Here is a 14,142-nt window from a genome sequence, read left to right as displayed (position 1 = left end):
CCTCTAGAAAATGTAGTCAGTGGTCAAGAAGCTCGAGTTGCGGTTGTGCAGGATCTCGCTGAGCAGTGCCTTGTTGCTGTCCTGGAACTTGGTCGCCACCAGGGTGCGGATCGAGAACACACGCAAGGCGTCATGTACCGACAGTGTGCCTTCGGCCGAGTTCTTGCGGCCGTTGAAGGGGAAGGTGTCCGGGCCGCGCTGGCACTGGGCGTTGATATTGATGCGGCCGACCTGATTGGCGAAGGTGTCCACCAGCCGTCCGATTTCGGCCGGGTCGGTGCCGAACAGGCTCAGTTGCTGGCCGAAATCCGATTCCAGTACGTAATCGATCACTGTCTCCAGGTCACGGTAGGGCACGATCGGCACCACCGGGCCGAACTGTTCCTCGTGGTACACGCGCATCTGCGGGTTGACCGGGTACAGCACCGCCGGGTAGAAGAACGAACCGCGACTGACGCCGCCATGGGCATTCATCACGCGGGCGCCGTGTTGGGCTGCATCGGCCACCAGTGCCTTGAGGTAATCGACCTTGCCCACTTCCGGCAGCGGCGTCAGCGCCACGCCGTCGTCCCACGGCATGCCGGGCTTCAAGGTCGCCAACTTGGCGTTGAATTTCTGGATGAAACTGTCGACCACGTCTTCATGCACAAACAGGATTTTCAACGCGGTGCAGCGCTGGCCGTTGAACGACAGCGAGCCGGTGACCGCTTCGCTGACGGCGTTGTCCAGGTCGACCTGGGGCAGCACGATGCCAGGGTTTTTCGCGTCCAGGCCCAGGGCTGCGCGCAGGCGGTGCGGGCGCGGGTGCAGTTTTTTCAGGTCGCTGGCGGCCTTGTTGGTGCCGATGAACGCGAAAATATCGATCTTGCCGCTGGCCATCAGCGCGCTGACGGTTTCGCGGCCGCTGCCATAGATCACGTTGATCACCCCGGCCGGGAAGCTGTCGCGGAATGCCTCCAGCAGCGGGCGGATCAACAGCACGCCGAGCTTGGCCGGCTTGAACACCACGGTATTGCCCATGATCAGCGCCGGGATCAGCGTGGTAAACGTCTCGTTCAACGGGTAGTTGTACGGTCCCATGCACAGCGCCACGCCCATCGGTACGCGGCGGATCTGGCCGAGGGTGTCCTGTTCCAGCTCGAAGCGGCTGCTGCGGCGGTCGAGTTCCTTGAGGGCATTGATGGTGTCGGTGATGTAGTCGCAGGTGCGGTCGAACTCTTTCTGCGAGTCCTTGAGGTTCTTGCCGATTTCCCACATCAGCAGCTTGACCACCGCATCACGCTGTTCGCGCATGCGCCGCAAGAACGCTTCGACGTGGCGGATGCGGTCGACCACGCGCATCGTCGGCCATTCCCCCTGGCCTCGGTCATAGGCGCGCACGGCGGCGTCGAGGGCGCTGAGGGCGGTGTCGGCATCCAGCAGCGGCGTGCTGCCGATTTGTACGCGTTCGTCGCCCAGTTGCACCGGGCTGAGCACTTGGGCCAAGGGGCCGTTCCACACCCGCAACTGGCCGTCGACCAGGTAATCGCGCTGTTCGATGGGCGCTCCCAGGCGGAATTGCTCGGGAATATCGGCGGCGCAGGAAGGAAACAGCTGGGCGAGCAGGTTATCGGTGGTCATGTCGCTACCCCTGAAATAGTTGCAAAACATGACTAGAGAGTCACCCAACAACGGGTTCTGTGGCAAGGCTTGCGCGCTTTCTTGTACGCACGGCTGCACATGGCGGGTAAACTGCGAGGCTTTCTTGAAGGAGTTCACATGAGTCAGTACCAGCCGGGCATTCTTGCCGCACCGGTGCCTTTACAGGCACGCCATCTGTTTTTTGCCGTGGACTCCCTGGCCGCTGTACCTGCTGCGTTGAACGCATTGGTGCAGTGGGCGGATTCGGCCGCAGTGGTCGGTCTGGGTGAGCCGCTGGTCAACGCACTGGGCGCGCAGATCGAAGGGCTGCGCGCATTCCCAGCTGTCAGCGCGCCGGGCGCGCACAACCCCTCCACGCAGCAAGCATTGTGGGTGTGGCTGCATGGCGTGGATCGCGGCGATTTGCTCTTGCGCAGCCGTGCGCTGGAGAAAACCCTGGCCCCGGCGTTCCGCCTGGTGCAGTCGACTGAAGGCTTCCGCTACAAGAGCGGTTTTGACCTGACCGATTACGAAGACGGCACCGAAAACCCCCACGACGATGCCGCCGTCGAAGCCGCGCTGACCGACAGCGGCGCCAGTTTCGCCGCGATCCAGCAATGGCAGCACGACCTCGATGGTTTCGCCGCGTTGCCTGCCCAGGAACGCGACCACATCATCGGTCGCCGCCACGGCGACAACGAAGAACTGGAAGACGCGCCCGAGTCCGCCCACACCAAACGCACCGCTCAGGAAAGCTTCACCCCGGAAGCGTTCGTGGTGCGCCGCTCGATGCCCTGGGCAGAAAACGGCCAGGCTGGCTTGATGTTCCTCGCGTTCGGGCATTCCTTCGATGCGTTTGAAGCGCAACTGCGCCGCATGAGCGGGTTGGAAGACGGCATCGTCGACGGCCTGTACCGCATCAGCACACCGTTGACCGGCGGCTATTACTGGTGCCCGCCGCTCAAGGACGGGCGCCTGGACCTGAGTGCCGTGTCGATCTGACCAGGCGTTTGCCTGGGTCATTGCGTCAGCCCACGCGCCATCACCGATACGGAGTTGGCGCGTTTTTTTTACGGCTGCAGGCAACATGAAGATGTTGACAGCCAACGCATTGGCGACTGGAAAAAATCGTCGCAGCCCGTAATCTAGAGGCCTTTTGTCACCTGTGCGGATTGTGCATGTCTTCTGTTGCCGATGGGCTGCCCCTGAATAAACGCCTGCCGGCGGTGATCGCCATTTCCCTGGGCATCGGCATGGCGACCCTGGACACGGCCATCGTCAACACGGCGCTGCCGACCCTGGCCGACGGCATTGGCACCGACTCCGCGTCGGTGATCTGGGTGGTCAATGCCTACCAGTTGGCGATCATTGCCACGGTGTTGCCCTTCGCTTCGCTGAGCGATGTGCTCGGGCACCGTCGGGTGTACCTCGGTGGCTTGTTGCTGTTTATCGTATCGTCGCTGTTTTGCGGGATCGCCGGGTCGCTGGTGACGCTCACGGCGGCGCGGGTGGTGCAGGGGCTCGGTGCGGCCGCGATCATGAGCGTCAACACGGCGTTGCTGCGGCATATCTATCCGTCGCGCATGCTCGGGCGCGGCCTGGGCTATAACTCGCTGGTGGTGGGGCTGGCGTTCACGCTCGGGCCGACGGCGGCGTCGGCGATCCTGTCGGTGGCGAGTTGGCACTGGCTGTACCTGATCAACGTGCCGCTGGGCTTGCTGGCGCTGATGTTGGGCCTGCGCTCATTGCCGGTCATTCCCATGGCCGGGCATGCCTTCGATCGCCTCGCCGCGCTGTTGTGTGCCGGGCTGTTCGCCTTGCTGGTGCTTGGCCTGGGGACGGCGGTGCATGGCGCCCAAGGTGCGTTGACCCTGGGCCTGATCGCGCTGGCGCTGGTCTGCGGCGCGCTGCTGCTGCGCCGCCAGGCCGGGCACCCGGCGCCGATGCTGGCAGTGGACTTGTTCAAGCGCCCGGTGTTTGCGCTGTCTTCGCTCACGGCGATCTGCGCCTTCAGTGCCCAGGGCCTGGCCTTTGTGTCGCTGCCGTTTCTGCTGCAGGCAGTGCTCGGGCACAGCCAGGTGGAGACCGGCTTTCTGATGACGCCCTGGCCTGCGGTGGTGGCGGTGATGGCCTTGGTCGCCGGGCGCCTGGCCGACCGCGTGTCCCTCGGCCTGTTGTGTGGGATCGGCCTGTTGATGCTGAGCGTGGGCATGGCGGCCCTGGCGACGTTGCACAATGATGCGTCGGCGTTCGAGATCGGCTGGCGCATGGCCTTGTGCGGAGCCGGTTTCGGGTTCTTCCAGTCGCCCAACCTCAAGGCATTGATGACCAGCGCGCCCTTGGCCCGCAGCGGCGGGGCCAGTGGCATTGTGGCGATCTCGCGGTTGCTGGGGCAGACGCTGGGAGCGTCGCTGGTGGCGTTGTGTTTTCACTGGTCCCTGGGCAGCGGCCCGCACTACGCGTTGTGGCTAGGCTGCGCGTTTGCGTTGGTGGGCAGCGTGGCCAGCGGCCTGCGGTTGTTGCCGTATGACAAAAAGGTTTAATCGAGCGTTGTAAAAAGCCGTTCGAGAAGGCTACGGTGGCGACCTGAATATTTCGGGATGTTTCAGATTTATGGCAAGCCAGGCCCAACGCACTGCCGACATCACCTCCCGCCGCGCCGCGCTGACCTTGGCTTTATGCCTGCCCAGTGACGTGTTGCTTTATCTGCTGCTGCCCATGGAATCCCAGGCGTTCGGCATCACGCTGGCCCAGGCCGGGGTGCTGCTGGCGGCCAACCGACTGGTGCGGATTTTCGGTTACCGCCACGTGCTCAATTTCTATGCCCGCCACGGCGATCGTCTGACCTGCATGATCGCCGCCGGTGCCGCGACGCTGTGTGCCTTGGGTAACTCGATGCTGTCGGGCTTCGCTGCATTGCTGGGCTTGCGGCTGGTCTGGGGCTTGTGTTTTGCCGCGTTGAACCTGTCGACCCAAGTGCTGGCGACCGCCGAGCCGACGGGTGCCGCACGCCGGGCAGGGCGGTCGCGGGCCTTGATCGCCCTCGGGCCGATGCTCGCATTGCCGCTCGGCGGCGGGCTGACCTTATGGGCCGGGCCGCGTCCGATCTTTCTGATTCTCGCCGGATGCTGCCTGCTGGGCTTGTGGATGGCGCGGCGGTTGCCTACTGTCGGCCATGATTTGCACAGCAGTCCGGGGCGCCGTTTCAAGTGGCCCGATAGCGTGGCGCTGTGGTCGTTTATTGAAGGCGTGGCGCTGGATGGGCTGTTTATCTTTGGCCTGTCGATCCAGGCACAGAAGCTTCTCGGGGGCGACGCGGTGCTGATCGCCGGTGCCTTGATGGCCTTGCGTTATGTCTCGGAAATGCTCCTGAGCCCGCTGGGCGGTCGCGCCGCGCAACGCTTCGGCGCCACGTCGATGCTGTTGTTGTTTTCGTTCCTGAGCGCTTTGGCCCTGGCGGCATTCGGCAGTTATTGGGTGATCGTCGGCGCGGCGGCAGTGCTGGTGTTGCGGGCGTTGCAGTTACCCCTGGTGACGACCTTGGTGGCCGAACGCAACCCCGGTTCGATGCGCGTGTCGGCATTGGCCTCCAACGCGGTATGGCGCGATATCGGCGCCGGCCTCGGGCCGCTGCTGGCGGGGTTGTTGCTGCCGGTCGCCGCGGCCCCTTGGGTGTTTGGCCTGGCGGGCGCCGCGATAGCCATCAGCGCCGTGTTCTGCTGGCGGGCAAAGCGTTCCAACTGACAATGTGAGGTAGTGTGTGACCCGACAAGAAGACTGTGTACGCGTGCTGGATGACGCCTATCGACACTGGACCGGCCAGGGCTTGCCGGCGCCCGAGCATCTGGACGCACAGCAACGCCTGACCTGGCTGCATGCCCATGCGCCCTACAGCCTGCTGGCCCACGATGGCGCGGCGGACCCGCGGTTTAACTACGCCAATGCGTGCGCCTTGGCGTGCTTCAAATACCCGCGCGAGACCTTCATCGGCATGCCGTCACGCTTCAGCGCCTCGGAACTCGACCGCGCCGCGCGCCAGGTGTTATTGGAGCACGTCAGCGCCAACGGCATCGCCCATGGCTACAGCGGCTGGCGGGTGGATGCACATCAGCAGCCGTTCATGATCCATGCCGGTGTGGTGTGGACGTTGCTCGATGCCGCCGGCCTGCCGTGTGGGCAGGCGGCGCTGTTCTGGCCGGATGCGCAGCGTATCGGGGTGTTGGCTTAAGCGCCTTTGAAACTGTCCAGCCAGGACGGGTCGAAACGGGTTTGCTCGGTATCGAGCCCCAACGCTTGCATCTTCGCCCTATGTGCCTCGATCTCGCCGACCAACTGCACCTGGGCGCTGGAGTTGGCGTCCAGCTCATGCATCTGCGTCAGCCCCAGGTGATAGAACCGCAGCACCTTGAGCGCCGTCGGGTCATTGGCTTGCACGCGGTCGGTGACCTTGTGCATCACGTTGGTCACGCGCATCAGGTTGCGCTTGAGCTGCCAGCCATACACCGCCGGCGCCAGCCATGGCTGGGTCCAGAACGGGCCACGTACCAGGGCGAGGGTGATCAACACCCCGGCAAACACCCCACCCACGTTGTAGCGAAAGTTGTCGCCGCCGGCTTCGCCAAACAGCATCACCGCCAGGCTCGACAACAGCATCGCCAGGGCCACGAACAACACGGCCACGATCAACGTACTGCGACGGGTCTGCTGGCGGTAGGTGATGGGGTCGCAGGGTTTGAGTTCGAACATCCGGGGAAAATCTCCTTGGCGTTTGTAGGGGATAGGGCAGGGCGGCATCTTCTCATGCTTGGCGACGGGGTGTGCGGTAAACACGTTGAACGAAGGCGTGTGGGGCGTTCTCGATGATCGATTACAAGCAGCCCCGGCCCGGATCGCACACGCAATGCCCCGAAAGAGCGTGAGCAACCAAATGCTGTCGAAAAAAAAGCCCCGTCGTTGAACGGGGCGTTTGTTTATTTGGGCGGTACCCAGTTGACGTCGGTGATGCCGTACTTCTCGGCCCAGGGCCGGGTGGTTTTTTTCACCTGTTCGTGGCCGACCCGACCGATGCGGCTGACATGCGCAATATCGGCATCAACGGCCGCCCAGTGCCAGGCCTCGGCGTTATTCATCACTTCGGCACGCACCACGAAAGACTTCGGTTGACCGTGCAGTTGATAGGTAATGGTGTAGATTTTTGCGCTACTCATGTTGCCTCCCTGTCTTGTTATAGATGGATAGGAAAGCGTTTAAAAAGGTTCATTCGAAATGACAAATTGCCGGTCCGGACGGCATAGTGGGGCCTTCGCCACGCGCCCAAGGATCGCGTCATGTCCCGCCTGACCCAAAGCCACCTGTACCTGCAACGCCTGGGCTACGCTGCGCCGCCGCCGCCGACCCTGCAAACCTTGCAGGACCTGCAATTGCGGCATGTGTGTACGTTCGCCTTTGAAAGCCTGTCGACCCTGCTGCGCTTGCCGGTGCCGATCGACCTGCCCAGCGTCGAACAAAAAGTCTTGCTCGATGGACGCGGCGGGTATTGCTATGAACTGAACCAACTGTTTCTGGAACTGCTGCAGGAGTTGGGCTTCGACGCACGCGGCATCACCGGACGGGTCGTGATGGGCGGGCCACCGGACGCACACACCGCGCGTACCCATCGCCTGAGCCTGGTGACGGTGGACGGTGTGCGCTATATCTGCGACGTCGGCTTTGGCGGCATGGTGCCGAGCAGCCCGTTGCTGCTGGACAGCGCAGCGATCCAGGCCACCGCCCACGAACCCTTTCGGCTGACCGTTAAGCACGGCAGCTACACCCTGTGGGCCGAGGTCGGCGGGGAGTGGCGTGGCTTGTATGTGTTCGACCTGCAGGTGCAGGCAGACATCGACTATGAAATCGGCAACTGGTACGTCTCCACCCACGCGGGCTCGCCGTTTCTCGGTCAGTTGAAAGTGGCACTGCTCGCGCCGGGTAAGCGTCACACCTTGAACAACGGCCACTACGCGATGCACTCCCTGGACGGTCCCAGCGAAAAACGCGCGATAGCCAGTGCCGATGAATTGCTTGATGTGCTGCGCGGCACCTTTGGCCTTCGCTTGCCGGTGCATCAGCGGCTTCGCGAAACGCTCGATGGTTTAGTGTCGGCCAATCTTTAGACGCATTGAGGCCGCATCTTCTCTGCCCCATAAACGCAAAAACGGCACCCGAAGGTGCCGTTTCTGTTTACTGCGTACCGCTAAGCGATCAAACGCCCAGTACCGCGTGCTGCACCAAAGTGAGCAACGGTTGTGGGTACACGCCGAGGAAGAAGGCGAGCACGGCGATGGCCAGCAGCATCACGCCACCGGCTTTCTGTTCCCAGTGCAGCTCAGCATCCACACGACGCAGGTTTGGCTCGATCAGGTACAGGGTGACCATCACGCGCAGGTAGTAGAACACGCCGATGGCGCTACCCAGGATGAGCGAGGCAACCAGCCACCATTGATGCGCTTCAACGCCGGTCGCGATGATGTAGAACTTGCCGATAAAGCCTGCAGTCAGCGGGATACCGGCCAGGGACAGCATCATCAGGGTCAACACGGCGGTCAGGTACGGACGGCGCCAGAACAGGCCGCGGTATTCGTACAGGGCGTCGGCGTCACGGCCTTTGTAAGGCGAGGACATCAGGGTGATGACACCGAAGGCGCCGAGGCTGGTGATCACGTAGGTGACCAGATACACGCCGATCGCTTCCAGGGCCAGGCCTTTGCTCGCCACCAGGGCGATCAGCAGGTAGCCGAAGTGGGCGATGGACGAGTAACCCAGCAGACGCTTGAGGTTGTTCTGGGTCAGCGCCAGCAGGTTACCGAACAGGATCGAGGCAACGGCGATCACGCTCAGTACGTCGCTCAACACGCCGGTGTTGGCCGCCGGGGAGATCTGGAACAGACGCACCACCACCGCAAACACCGCAACTTTCGTCGCCGTGGCCAGGAACGCGGCCACCGGCGCCGGAGCGCCTTCGTACACGTCCGGTGTCCACAGGTGGAAGGGCACCAGCGACAGTTTGAAAGCCAGGCCGATCAGCATCATCGCCAGGCCCAGTTGGGCGATCGGCGCAGGCATGCTGGTGGCCGCCAGGGCGTGGCCGATACCGGTGAAGCTCAGGCTGCCGGCTTCGGCGTAGAGCAGGGCCATACCGAACAACAGGAACGCGGAACCGGCGGCCGACAGCACCATGTACTTGATGCCGGCTTCCAGGGAGCGCTTGTTGAAGAAGGCGTAGGCCACCAGGCCGTAGGTCGGGATCGACAGCAGTTCCAGGCCGATGAACAAACCGGCCAGGTGCTGCGCGCTGACCAGCACGATGCCGCCGGCCGCAGCCAGCAGGATCAGCAGGTACAGCTCTTCGCGGTTGCCCGGGTAGCCGGTGCCGCCTTCGCCGAGGTAGGCGTGGGCGAGGGTGACGCAGGCCAGGGTGGCGACGAGGATCAACGCGATATACAGCAGCGCGAAGTCATCGATCATCATCAGCGGGGTCACCGCCAGGGGCGCGACCTTGAGTGCCGGGATGATCGACAGCAAGGCCAGGTTCAAACCCGCACAGGACAGCAGGAAGGTTTGCGCATGATTGCGACGCCAGGCGATCGACAGCATCACCACCACAATGGTGAGGCTGGTGATCAGCAGCGGCGCAAGCGCGATAAAGTGTTGGATCGTGAATTCCATAGCGCTCTTACCGGGCCGAAGCGAGTTGAGAGAAGGCGGTGCCGAACCACTGCTGCACGCCATGCATCGTTGCGGCAGAAGTGTCCAGGAACGGTTGCGGGTACACGCCGATGTAGATCAGCAGGACCGCCATACCGAGCACCATGATCAGTTCGCGAGCATCCATCCCGCGCAGGACGGTGTCGGACTTGGCCGGACCGAAGTACGCACGGTGGATCATGATCAGCGAGTAGACCGAACCGAATACCAGGCCGGAAGTAGCGATGGCGCTGATCCACGGTGTCTGCACGAAGGTCCCCATCAGGATCAGGAACTCGCCGATGAAGTTACCGGTGCCCGGCAAGCCCAGGGACGCGGCGGCAAAGAACAGGCTGATCGCCGGCAGGTAGGCGATGCGCGACCACACGCCACCCATCTCACGCATGTCACGGGTGTGCAGACGCTCGTACAACTGACCACTGAGGATAAACAGTGCGGCGGCTGAAACACCGTGCGCCAACATCTGGATCACGGCGCCTTGCAACGCCACCTGGCTGCCGGAGTAGATACCGATCAGTACGAAACCCATGTGGGAAACGGACGAGAAGGCAACCAGACGCTTGATGTCGGTTTGCGCGAAGGCCAGGAACGCACCGTAGAAGATCCCGATCAGACCCAGGGTCATGGCGATCGGCGCGAACTCGGCCGAGGCATTCGGGAACAGCGGCAGGGCGAAACGCAGCAGGCCGTAGGCCGCCGTCTTCAGCAGGATACCGGCCAGGTCCACGGAACCGGCGGTCGGCGCCTGGGCGTGGGCATCCGGCAGCCAGGAGTGGAACGGCACCACCGGCAGCTTCACCGCGAAGGCGATGAAGAAGCCCAGCATCAGGATGTACTCGGTGGTCAGGGACATCTTGGTTTTCAACAGATCGGCGTAGTTGAAGGTAATCACGCCCGTGCTGTTGAAGTTGACCAAGACCAGACCGAGGATCGCCACCAACATGATCAGGCCGGAAGCCTGGGTGAAGATGAAGAACTTGGTCGCCGCGTAGATCCGGGTTTTCTTGCCGTCCGAAGAACTATGACCCCAGAGCGCGATGAGGAAGTACATCGGCACCAGCATCATTTCCCAGAAGAAGAAGAACATGAACAGGTCGAGGGCGAGGAACACGCCGACCACGCCGCCCAGGATCCACATCAGGTTCAGGTGGAAGAAGCCCACGTGACGCTGGATCTCTTTCCAGGAGCAGAGTACCGAGAGGACACCCAGCAGGCCGGTCAGCAGGATCATCAGCAACGACAGGCCGTCGAGGGCCAGGTGTACGTTGATGCCGAAGCGCTGGATCCAGACGTGCTTGAACTCAAGCGCCCAGGTCGGATCGGCGCCAGGCGCCGGAGCAAATGAATAGTCGCCATGGGCCCACAGCCAGAGGCCGAGCGCGAGTTCCAGGGACATGGTCAGCAACGCAATCCAGCGGGGGAGGGTGGCGCCGAAGCGTTCACCCATCCAGCAGAGCAGGCCGCCGATAAAGGGGATCAGGATTAGCCAGGGCAGAATCATGACGGGCTCGTTTCCTTTCGCAAGTTCGCAAAGTTCGCAATGTACTTAGACATGGTCAGACCGCTACCACAACGATGGCGCCGATCACCAGGACGGCACCGGCCGCCATGGAAGCTGCATACCAACGTAATTGGCCAGTCTCGCTGCGGCTCAGGGCGGTGTGGCTAGCCTTGGCGGCACGCGGGATCAAACCGATGGTCTGGTCGAGCGGGTCTTTGCGCAGTACGTGGCTGATCGCAAGGTAAGGCTTGACGAACAGTTTGTCGTAGATCCAGTCGAAGCCCCAGGCGGCGAACCACCAGGCCGAAAGGAAACGGCCGATGCCACTGTTGGCGACGGCAGTGACGAAGCGACGCTTGCCGAGGAACAGCAGGGCCGCCAGCAGGATACCCGCGATGGCAATGGCGCCCGAGGCGATTTCCAGGCTGTGCTGGGCCTCGCCGCCGGCATGGCCGACGCTTTCCGGCAGTACGCCGGCCAGTGGCGGGGTGATCATGGCGCCGATGAAGGTCGACAGGATGATCAGCACCGACAGTGGCAGCCAATGCGAGATGCCGTGGCCTGCGTGTGCTTCGGTCTTGGCTTCACCGTGGAAGGTGATGAAGATCAGGCGGAAGGTGTACAGCGAGGTCATGAACGCACCCACCAGGCCTGCGTAGAGCAGGTTCTGGTTACCGCTGGCAAAGGCTTCCCAGAGGATTTCGTCTTTCGAGTAGAAACCGGCGGTCACCAATGGCAGGGCTGCGAGTGCGGCACCACCGACGATGAAGCTGGCGTAGGCCAGTGGCAGTTTCTTCCACAGGCCGCCCATCTTGAAGATGTTCTGCTCGTGGTGGCAGGCGACGATCACCGCACCGGAGGCGAGGAACAGCAGGGCCTTGAAGAACGCGTGGGTCATCAGGTGGAAGATCGCCGCGTCCCAGGCGCCGACGCCCAGGGCCAGGAACATGTAGCCGATCTGGCTCATGGTCGAGTAGGCGAGGATACGCTTGATGTCGGTCTGCACCAGCGCGGCGAAGCCGGCCAGTACCAGGGTCACGCCGCCGACCACGCCCACCAGGTGCAGGACGTCCGGCGCCAGGGTGAACAGGCCGTGGGTACGGGCGATCAGGTAGACACCCGCGGTCACCATCGTTGCGGCGTGGATCAGTGCCGAAACAGGTGTCGGGCCGGCCATCGCATCCGCCAGCCAGGTTTGCAGTGGCAATTGCGCGGATTTACCGACAGCGCCGCCCAGCAGCATCAGGGTCGCCAGGGTGATCCAGAAGTCGCCGACCTGGAATTTCTGCGGTGCCAGCACCAGCAGTTCCTGGATGTTCAGCGTGCCTACCTGTTGGAACAGGATGAACAGGCCGATGGCCATGAACACGTCGCCGATCCGGGTCACGATAAAGGCCTTGAGTGCCGCGTTACCGTTGTTGCGGTTGCTGTAGTAGAAACCGATCAACAGGTACGAGCACAGGCCCACGCCTTCCCAGCCGAAGTACAGGAACAACAGGTTATCGCCCAGCACCAGGAACAGCATGCTGGCGATAAACAGGTTGGTGTACGCGAAGAAACGCGAGTAACCGGCTTCACCGCGCATGTACCAGGACGCGAACAGGTGGATCAGGAAACCTACACCCACCACCACGCCGAGCATGGTGATCGACAGGCCGTCGACGTAGAGGGCGAAGTTGGGCTTGAAGCCCTCCACCGACATCCACTGCCACAACACCAGGGTGTAGTGGCCGCCTTCCGGCGGCGCGACGTTGAATTGCCAGATGACGTAGGCGGCGACAATCGCCGACAGGCCGATGGAGCCTACGCCGACCAGGGCCGAGAGGTTTTCCGACCAGCGTCCGCGAGAGAACGACAGCAGCAGGAAACCGATCAGGGGAAATACGAAAGTCAGAAAGATCATGTTCATCCGCGCATCTCACTGGCAGCGTCGATATCAAGCGTGTGGAAGCGACGATACAGTTGCAGCAGGATCGCCAGGCCAATACTGGCCTCGGCGGCTGCCAGGCTGATCACCAGGATGAACATGACTTGTCCATCTGGCTGGCCCCAACGGCTACCTGCCACGATGAACGCCAGTGCCGCAGCGTTCATCATGACTTCCAGGCTCATCAACACGAACAAAATGTTACGGCGAACCATCAGGCCGACCAGGCCAAGGCAGAACAGGATGCCGGCGACCGCCAGACCATGCTCCAAAGGGATAGCAGGCATCATCATTGCTCCTTGGCTTCGTTACGGCCCAAGTGGAAGGCGGTGATGACTGCGGCGAGCAGCAGCATCGAAGCCAGTTCGACCACCAGCAGATACGGGCCGAACAGGCTGACGCCCACGGCCTTCGCGTCAACGGTGGTGTGGCCGATGGCCTGGCCGCTCTGGTGAGCGAACAGGACATACAGCAGTTCAGCCAGCAGCAGCGCGGCGAGGACCACCGGGCCGAGCCAGATGCCCGGCTTGAGCCAGACGCGTTCCTGGGCGACCGAGGCCGGCCCGAGGTTGAGCATCATCACCACAAACACGAACAGCACCATGATGGCGCCAGCGTAGGCGATCACTTCCAGTACACCGGCGAACGGTGCGCCGAGGCTGAAAAAGGTCATGGCCACGGCGATCAGCGAAATGATCAGGTAGAGCAGGGCGTGCACGGGGTTGGTGTTGGTGACCACGCGAAGCGTGGACACCACTGCAATACCCGATGCGAAATAGAAAGCGAATTCCATCTTTCTTCCTTAAGGCAGCAAGCTCTTCACGTTGATCGGCTCGGCTTCGTTTTGTGCGGCGCCTTTCGGCTTACCGGCAACGGCCATACCTGCAACACGATAGAAGTTGTAATCAGGGTTTTTACCGGGACCAGAGATCAGCAGATCTTCTTTCTCGTACACCAGGTCCTGACGTTTGAACTCGGCCATCTCGAAATCCGGTGTGAGCTGGATCGCGGTGGTCGGGCAAGCTTCCTCGCAGAGGCCGCAAAAAATGCAGCGCGAGAAGTTGATGCGGAAGAAGTCCGGGTACCAGCGACCGTCTTCGGTTTCAGCTTTCTGCAGGGAGATGCAACCCACCGGGCACGCCACGGCGCACAGGTTGCAGGCTACGCAACGCTCTTCGCCATCGGGGTCGCGGGTCAGTACGATGCGGCCGCGATAGCGCGGCGGCAGGTACACCGCTTCTTCCGGGTATTGCAGGGTGTCGCGTTTGCGAAAGCCGTGACCGAACACCATCACCAGGCTTCGCAACTGGGTACCGGTACCCTTAACGATGTCGCCAATATATTTGAACAT

At 62.4% G+C, this 14,142-nt stretch carries 14 protein-coding genes; 5 read left to right on the top strand and 9 right to left on the bottom strand.

The window, feature by feature from the left end:
• Positions 1-3: 3 nt before the first annotated feature.
• Positions 4-1,620, bottom strand: coding sequence for an NADP-dependent glyceraldehyde-3-phosphate dehydrogenase (locus JN756_RS19315; RefSeq protein WP_017848074.1), 1,617 nt, complete (start codon positions 1,618-1,620; stop codon positions 4-6).
• A 138-nt stretch (positions 1,621-1,758) separates the two neighbouring features.
• Between JN756_RS19315 and JN756_RS19310 the strand changes: the two genes are divergently transcribed.
• The 4 genes from JN756_RS19310 to JN756_RS19295 all read left to right on the top strand — a co-directional run bounded on the left by JN756_RS19310 (position 1,759) and on the right by JN756_RS19295 (position 5,848).
• On the top strand, positions 1,759-2,622 hold the full coding sequence (locus tag JN756_RS19310; RefSeq protein ID WP_201021182.1) for a Dyp-type peroxidase: 864 nt from the start codon (positions 1,759-1,761) through the stop codon (positions 2,620-2,622).
• A gap of 176 nt (positions 2,623-2,798) precedes the next feature.
• The gene (locus JN756_RS19305; RefSeq protein ID WP_046485032.1) at positions 2,799-4,163 is read left to right on the top strand and encodes an MFS transporter; all 1,365 of its coding nucleotides are present in this window, start codon (positions 2,799-2,801) and stop codon (positions 4,161-4,163) included.
• A gap of 70 nt (positions 4,164-4,233) precedes the next feature.
• Entirely contained in the window at positions 4,234-5,364 is a 1,131-nt protein-coding gene (locus tag JN756_RS19300) for an MFS transporter (protein WP_201021181.1), read from the top strand.
• A gap of 43 nt (positions 5,365-5,407) precedes the next feature.
• Positions 5,408-5,848, top strand: coding sequence for an MEKHLA domain-containing protein (locus JN756_RS19295; RefSeq protein ID WP_046382903.1), 441 nt, complete (start codon positions 5,408-5,410; stop codon positions 5,846-5,848).
• Here the strand turns inward: JN756_RS19295 and JN756_RS19290 are convergent.
• Together JN756_RS19290 and JN756_RS19285 are read right to left on the bottom strand one after the other, a co-directional pair.
• Positions 5,845-6,366, bottom strand: a complete 522-nt coding sequence (locus tag JN756_RS19290) for a DUF3087 domain-containing protein (protein WP_046382904.1) — start codon at positions 6,364-6,366, stop codon at positions 5,845-5,847. The two genes, JN756_RS19295 and JN756_RS19290, sit on opposite strands and share 4 nt — an antisense overlap.
• Positions 6,367-6,590: 224 nt before the next feature.
• A complete protein-coding gene (locus tag JN756_RS19285; RefSeq protein ID WP_046382905.1) occupies positions 6,591-6,827 on the bottom strand; it encodes a DUF6555 family protein in 237 nt (78 codons plus the stop codon).
• Positions 6,828-6,947: 120 nt separating this feature from the next.
• Between JN756_RS19285 and JN756_RS19280 the strand changes: the two genes are divergently transcribed.
• On the top strand, positions 6,948-7,772 hold the full coding sequence (locus JN756_RS19280) for an arylamine N-acetyltransferase family protein (RefSeq protein ID WP_201021180.1): 825 nt from the start codon (positions 6,948-6,950) through the stop codon (positions 7,770-7,772).
• Positions 7,773-7,860: 88 nt separating this feature from the next.
• Here the strand turns inward: JN756_RS19280 and nuoN are convergent, their stop codons facing one another.
• The 6 genes from nuoN to nuoI are packed head-to-tail and all read right to left on the bottom strand — an operon-like array spanning position 7,861 to position 14,142.
• Complete coding sequence (gene nuoN / locus JN756_RS19275) at positions 7,861-9,324, bottom strand: NADH-quinone oxidoreductase subunit NuoN (protein ID WP_017848066.1); 1,464 nt, start codon at positions 9,322-9,324, stop codon at positions 7,861-7,863.
• Positions 9,325-9,331: 7 nt separating this feature from the next.
• Positions 9,332-10,864 carry an NADH-quinone oxidoreductase subunit M gene (gene nuoM / locus JN756_RS19270; protein ID WP_010566880.1) on the bottom strand — a complete coding sequence of 511 codons (1,533 nt, stop codon included), beginning with the start codon at positions 10,862-10,864 and terminating at the stop codon, positions 9,332-9,334.
• Positions 10,865-10,919: 55 nt separating this feature from the next.
• Positions 10,920-12,773: an NADH-quinone oxidoreductase subunit L gene (gene nuoL, locus JN756_RS19265; protein WP_017848065.1), complete on the bottom strand. Its 1,854-nt coding sequence runs from the start codon at positions 12,771-12,773 to the stop codon at positions 10,920-10,922.
• Positions 12,770-13,078, bottom strand: coding sequence for an NADH-quinone oxidoreductase subunit NuoK (gene nuoK, locus JN756_RS19260; RefSeq protein WP_026140165.1), 309 nt, complete (start codon positions 13,076-13,078; stop codon positions 12,770-12,772). The genes nuoL and nuoK overlap by 4 nt, the downstream gene beginning before the upstream one ends.
• A 2-nt stretch (positions 13,079-13,080) precedes the next feature.
• A complete protein-coding gene (gene nuoJ / locus JN756_RS19255; RefSeq protein WP_046382908.1) occupies positions 13,081-13,584 on the bottom strand; it encodes an NADH-quinone oxidoreductase subunit J in 504 nt (167 codons plus the stop codon).
• A 9-nt stretch (positions 13,585-13,593) separates the two neighbouring features.
• Complete coding sequence (gene nuoI, locus JN756_RS19250) at positions 13,594-14,142, bottom strand: NADH-quinone oxidoreductase subunit NuoI (RefSeq protein ID WP_003174725.1); 549 nt, start codon at positions 14,140-14,142, stop codon at positions 13,594-13,596.

Source organism: Pseudomonas sp. Y39-6 (genome assembly GCF_023651955.1).
Taxonomy (GTDB): Bacteria; Pseudomonadota; Gammaproteobacteria; order Pseudomonadales; family Pseudomonadaceae; genus Aquipseudomonas; species Aquipseudomonas veronii.
Note: the sequence above shows the minus strand (reverse complement) of the source record. Positions and strands in the feature narration are given on the sequence as shown.

Bases quoted from the DNA above. Each gene is read 5' to 3' on its own strand.
- JN756_RS19315 (WP_017848074.1), bottom strand. From the start codon at position 1,620: ATGACCACCGATAACCTGCTCGCCCAGCTGTTTCCTTCCTGCGCCGCC.
- JN756_RS19310 (WP_201021182.1), top strand. From the start codon at position 1,759: ATGAGTCAGTACCAGCCGGGCATTCTTGCCGCACCGGTGCCTTTACAG.
- JN756_RS19305 (WP_046485032.1), top strand. From the start codon at position 2,799: ATGTCTTCTGTTGCCGATGGGCTGCCCCTGAATAAACGCCTGCCGGCG.
- JN756_RS19300 (WP_201021181.1), top strand. From the start codon at position 4,234: ATGGCAAGCCAGGCCCAACGCACTGCCGACATCACCTCCCGCCGCGCC.
- JN756_RS19290 (WP_046382904.1), bottom strand. From the start codon at position 6,366: ATGTTCGAACTCAAACCCTGCGACCCCATCACCTACCGCCAGCAGACC.
- JN756_RS19285 (WP_046382905.1), bottom strand. From the start codon at position 6,827: ATGAGTAGCGCAAAAATCTACACCATTACCTATCAACTGCACGGTCAA.
- JN756_RS19280 (WP_201021180.1), top strand. From the start codon at position 6,948: ATGTCCCGCCTGACCCAAAGCCACCTGTACCTGCAACGCCTGGGCTAC.
- nuoN (WP_017848066.1), bottom strand. From the start codon at position 9,324: ATGGAATTCACGATCCAACACTTTATCGCGCTTGCGCCGCTGCTGATC.
- nuoM (WP_010566880.1), bottom strand. From the start codon at position 10,864: ATGATTCTGCCCTGGCTAATCCTGATCCCCTTTATCGGCGGCCTGCTC.
- nuoL (WP_017848065.1), bottom strand. From the start codon at position 12,773: ATGAACATGATCTTTCTGACTTTCGTATTTCCCCTGATCGGTTTCCTG.
- nuoK (WP_026140165.1), bottom strand. From the start codon at position 13,078: ATGCCTGCTATCCCTTTGGAGCATGGTCTGGCGGTCGCCGGCATCCTG.
- nuoJ (WP_046382908.1), bottom strand. From the start codon at position 13,584: ATGGAATTCGCTTTCTATTTCGCATCGGGTATTGCAGTGGTGTCCACG.
- nuoI (WP_003174725.1), bottom strand. From the start codon at position 14,142: ATGTTCAAATATATTGGCGACATCGTTAAGGGTACCGGTACCCAGTTG.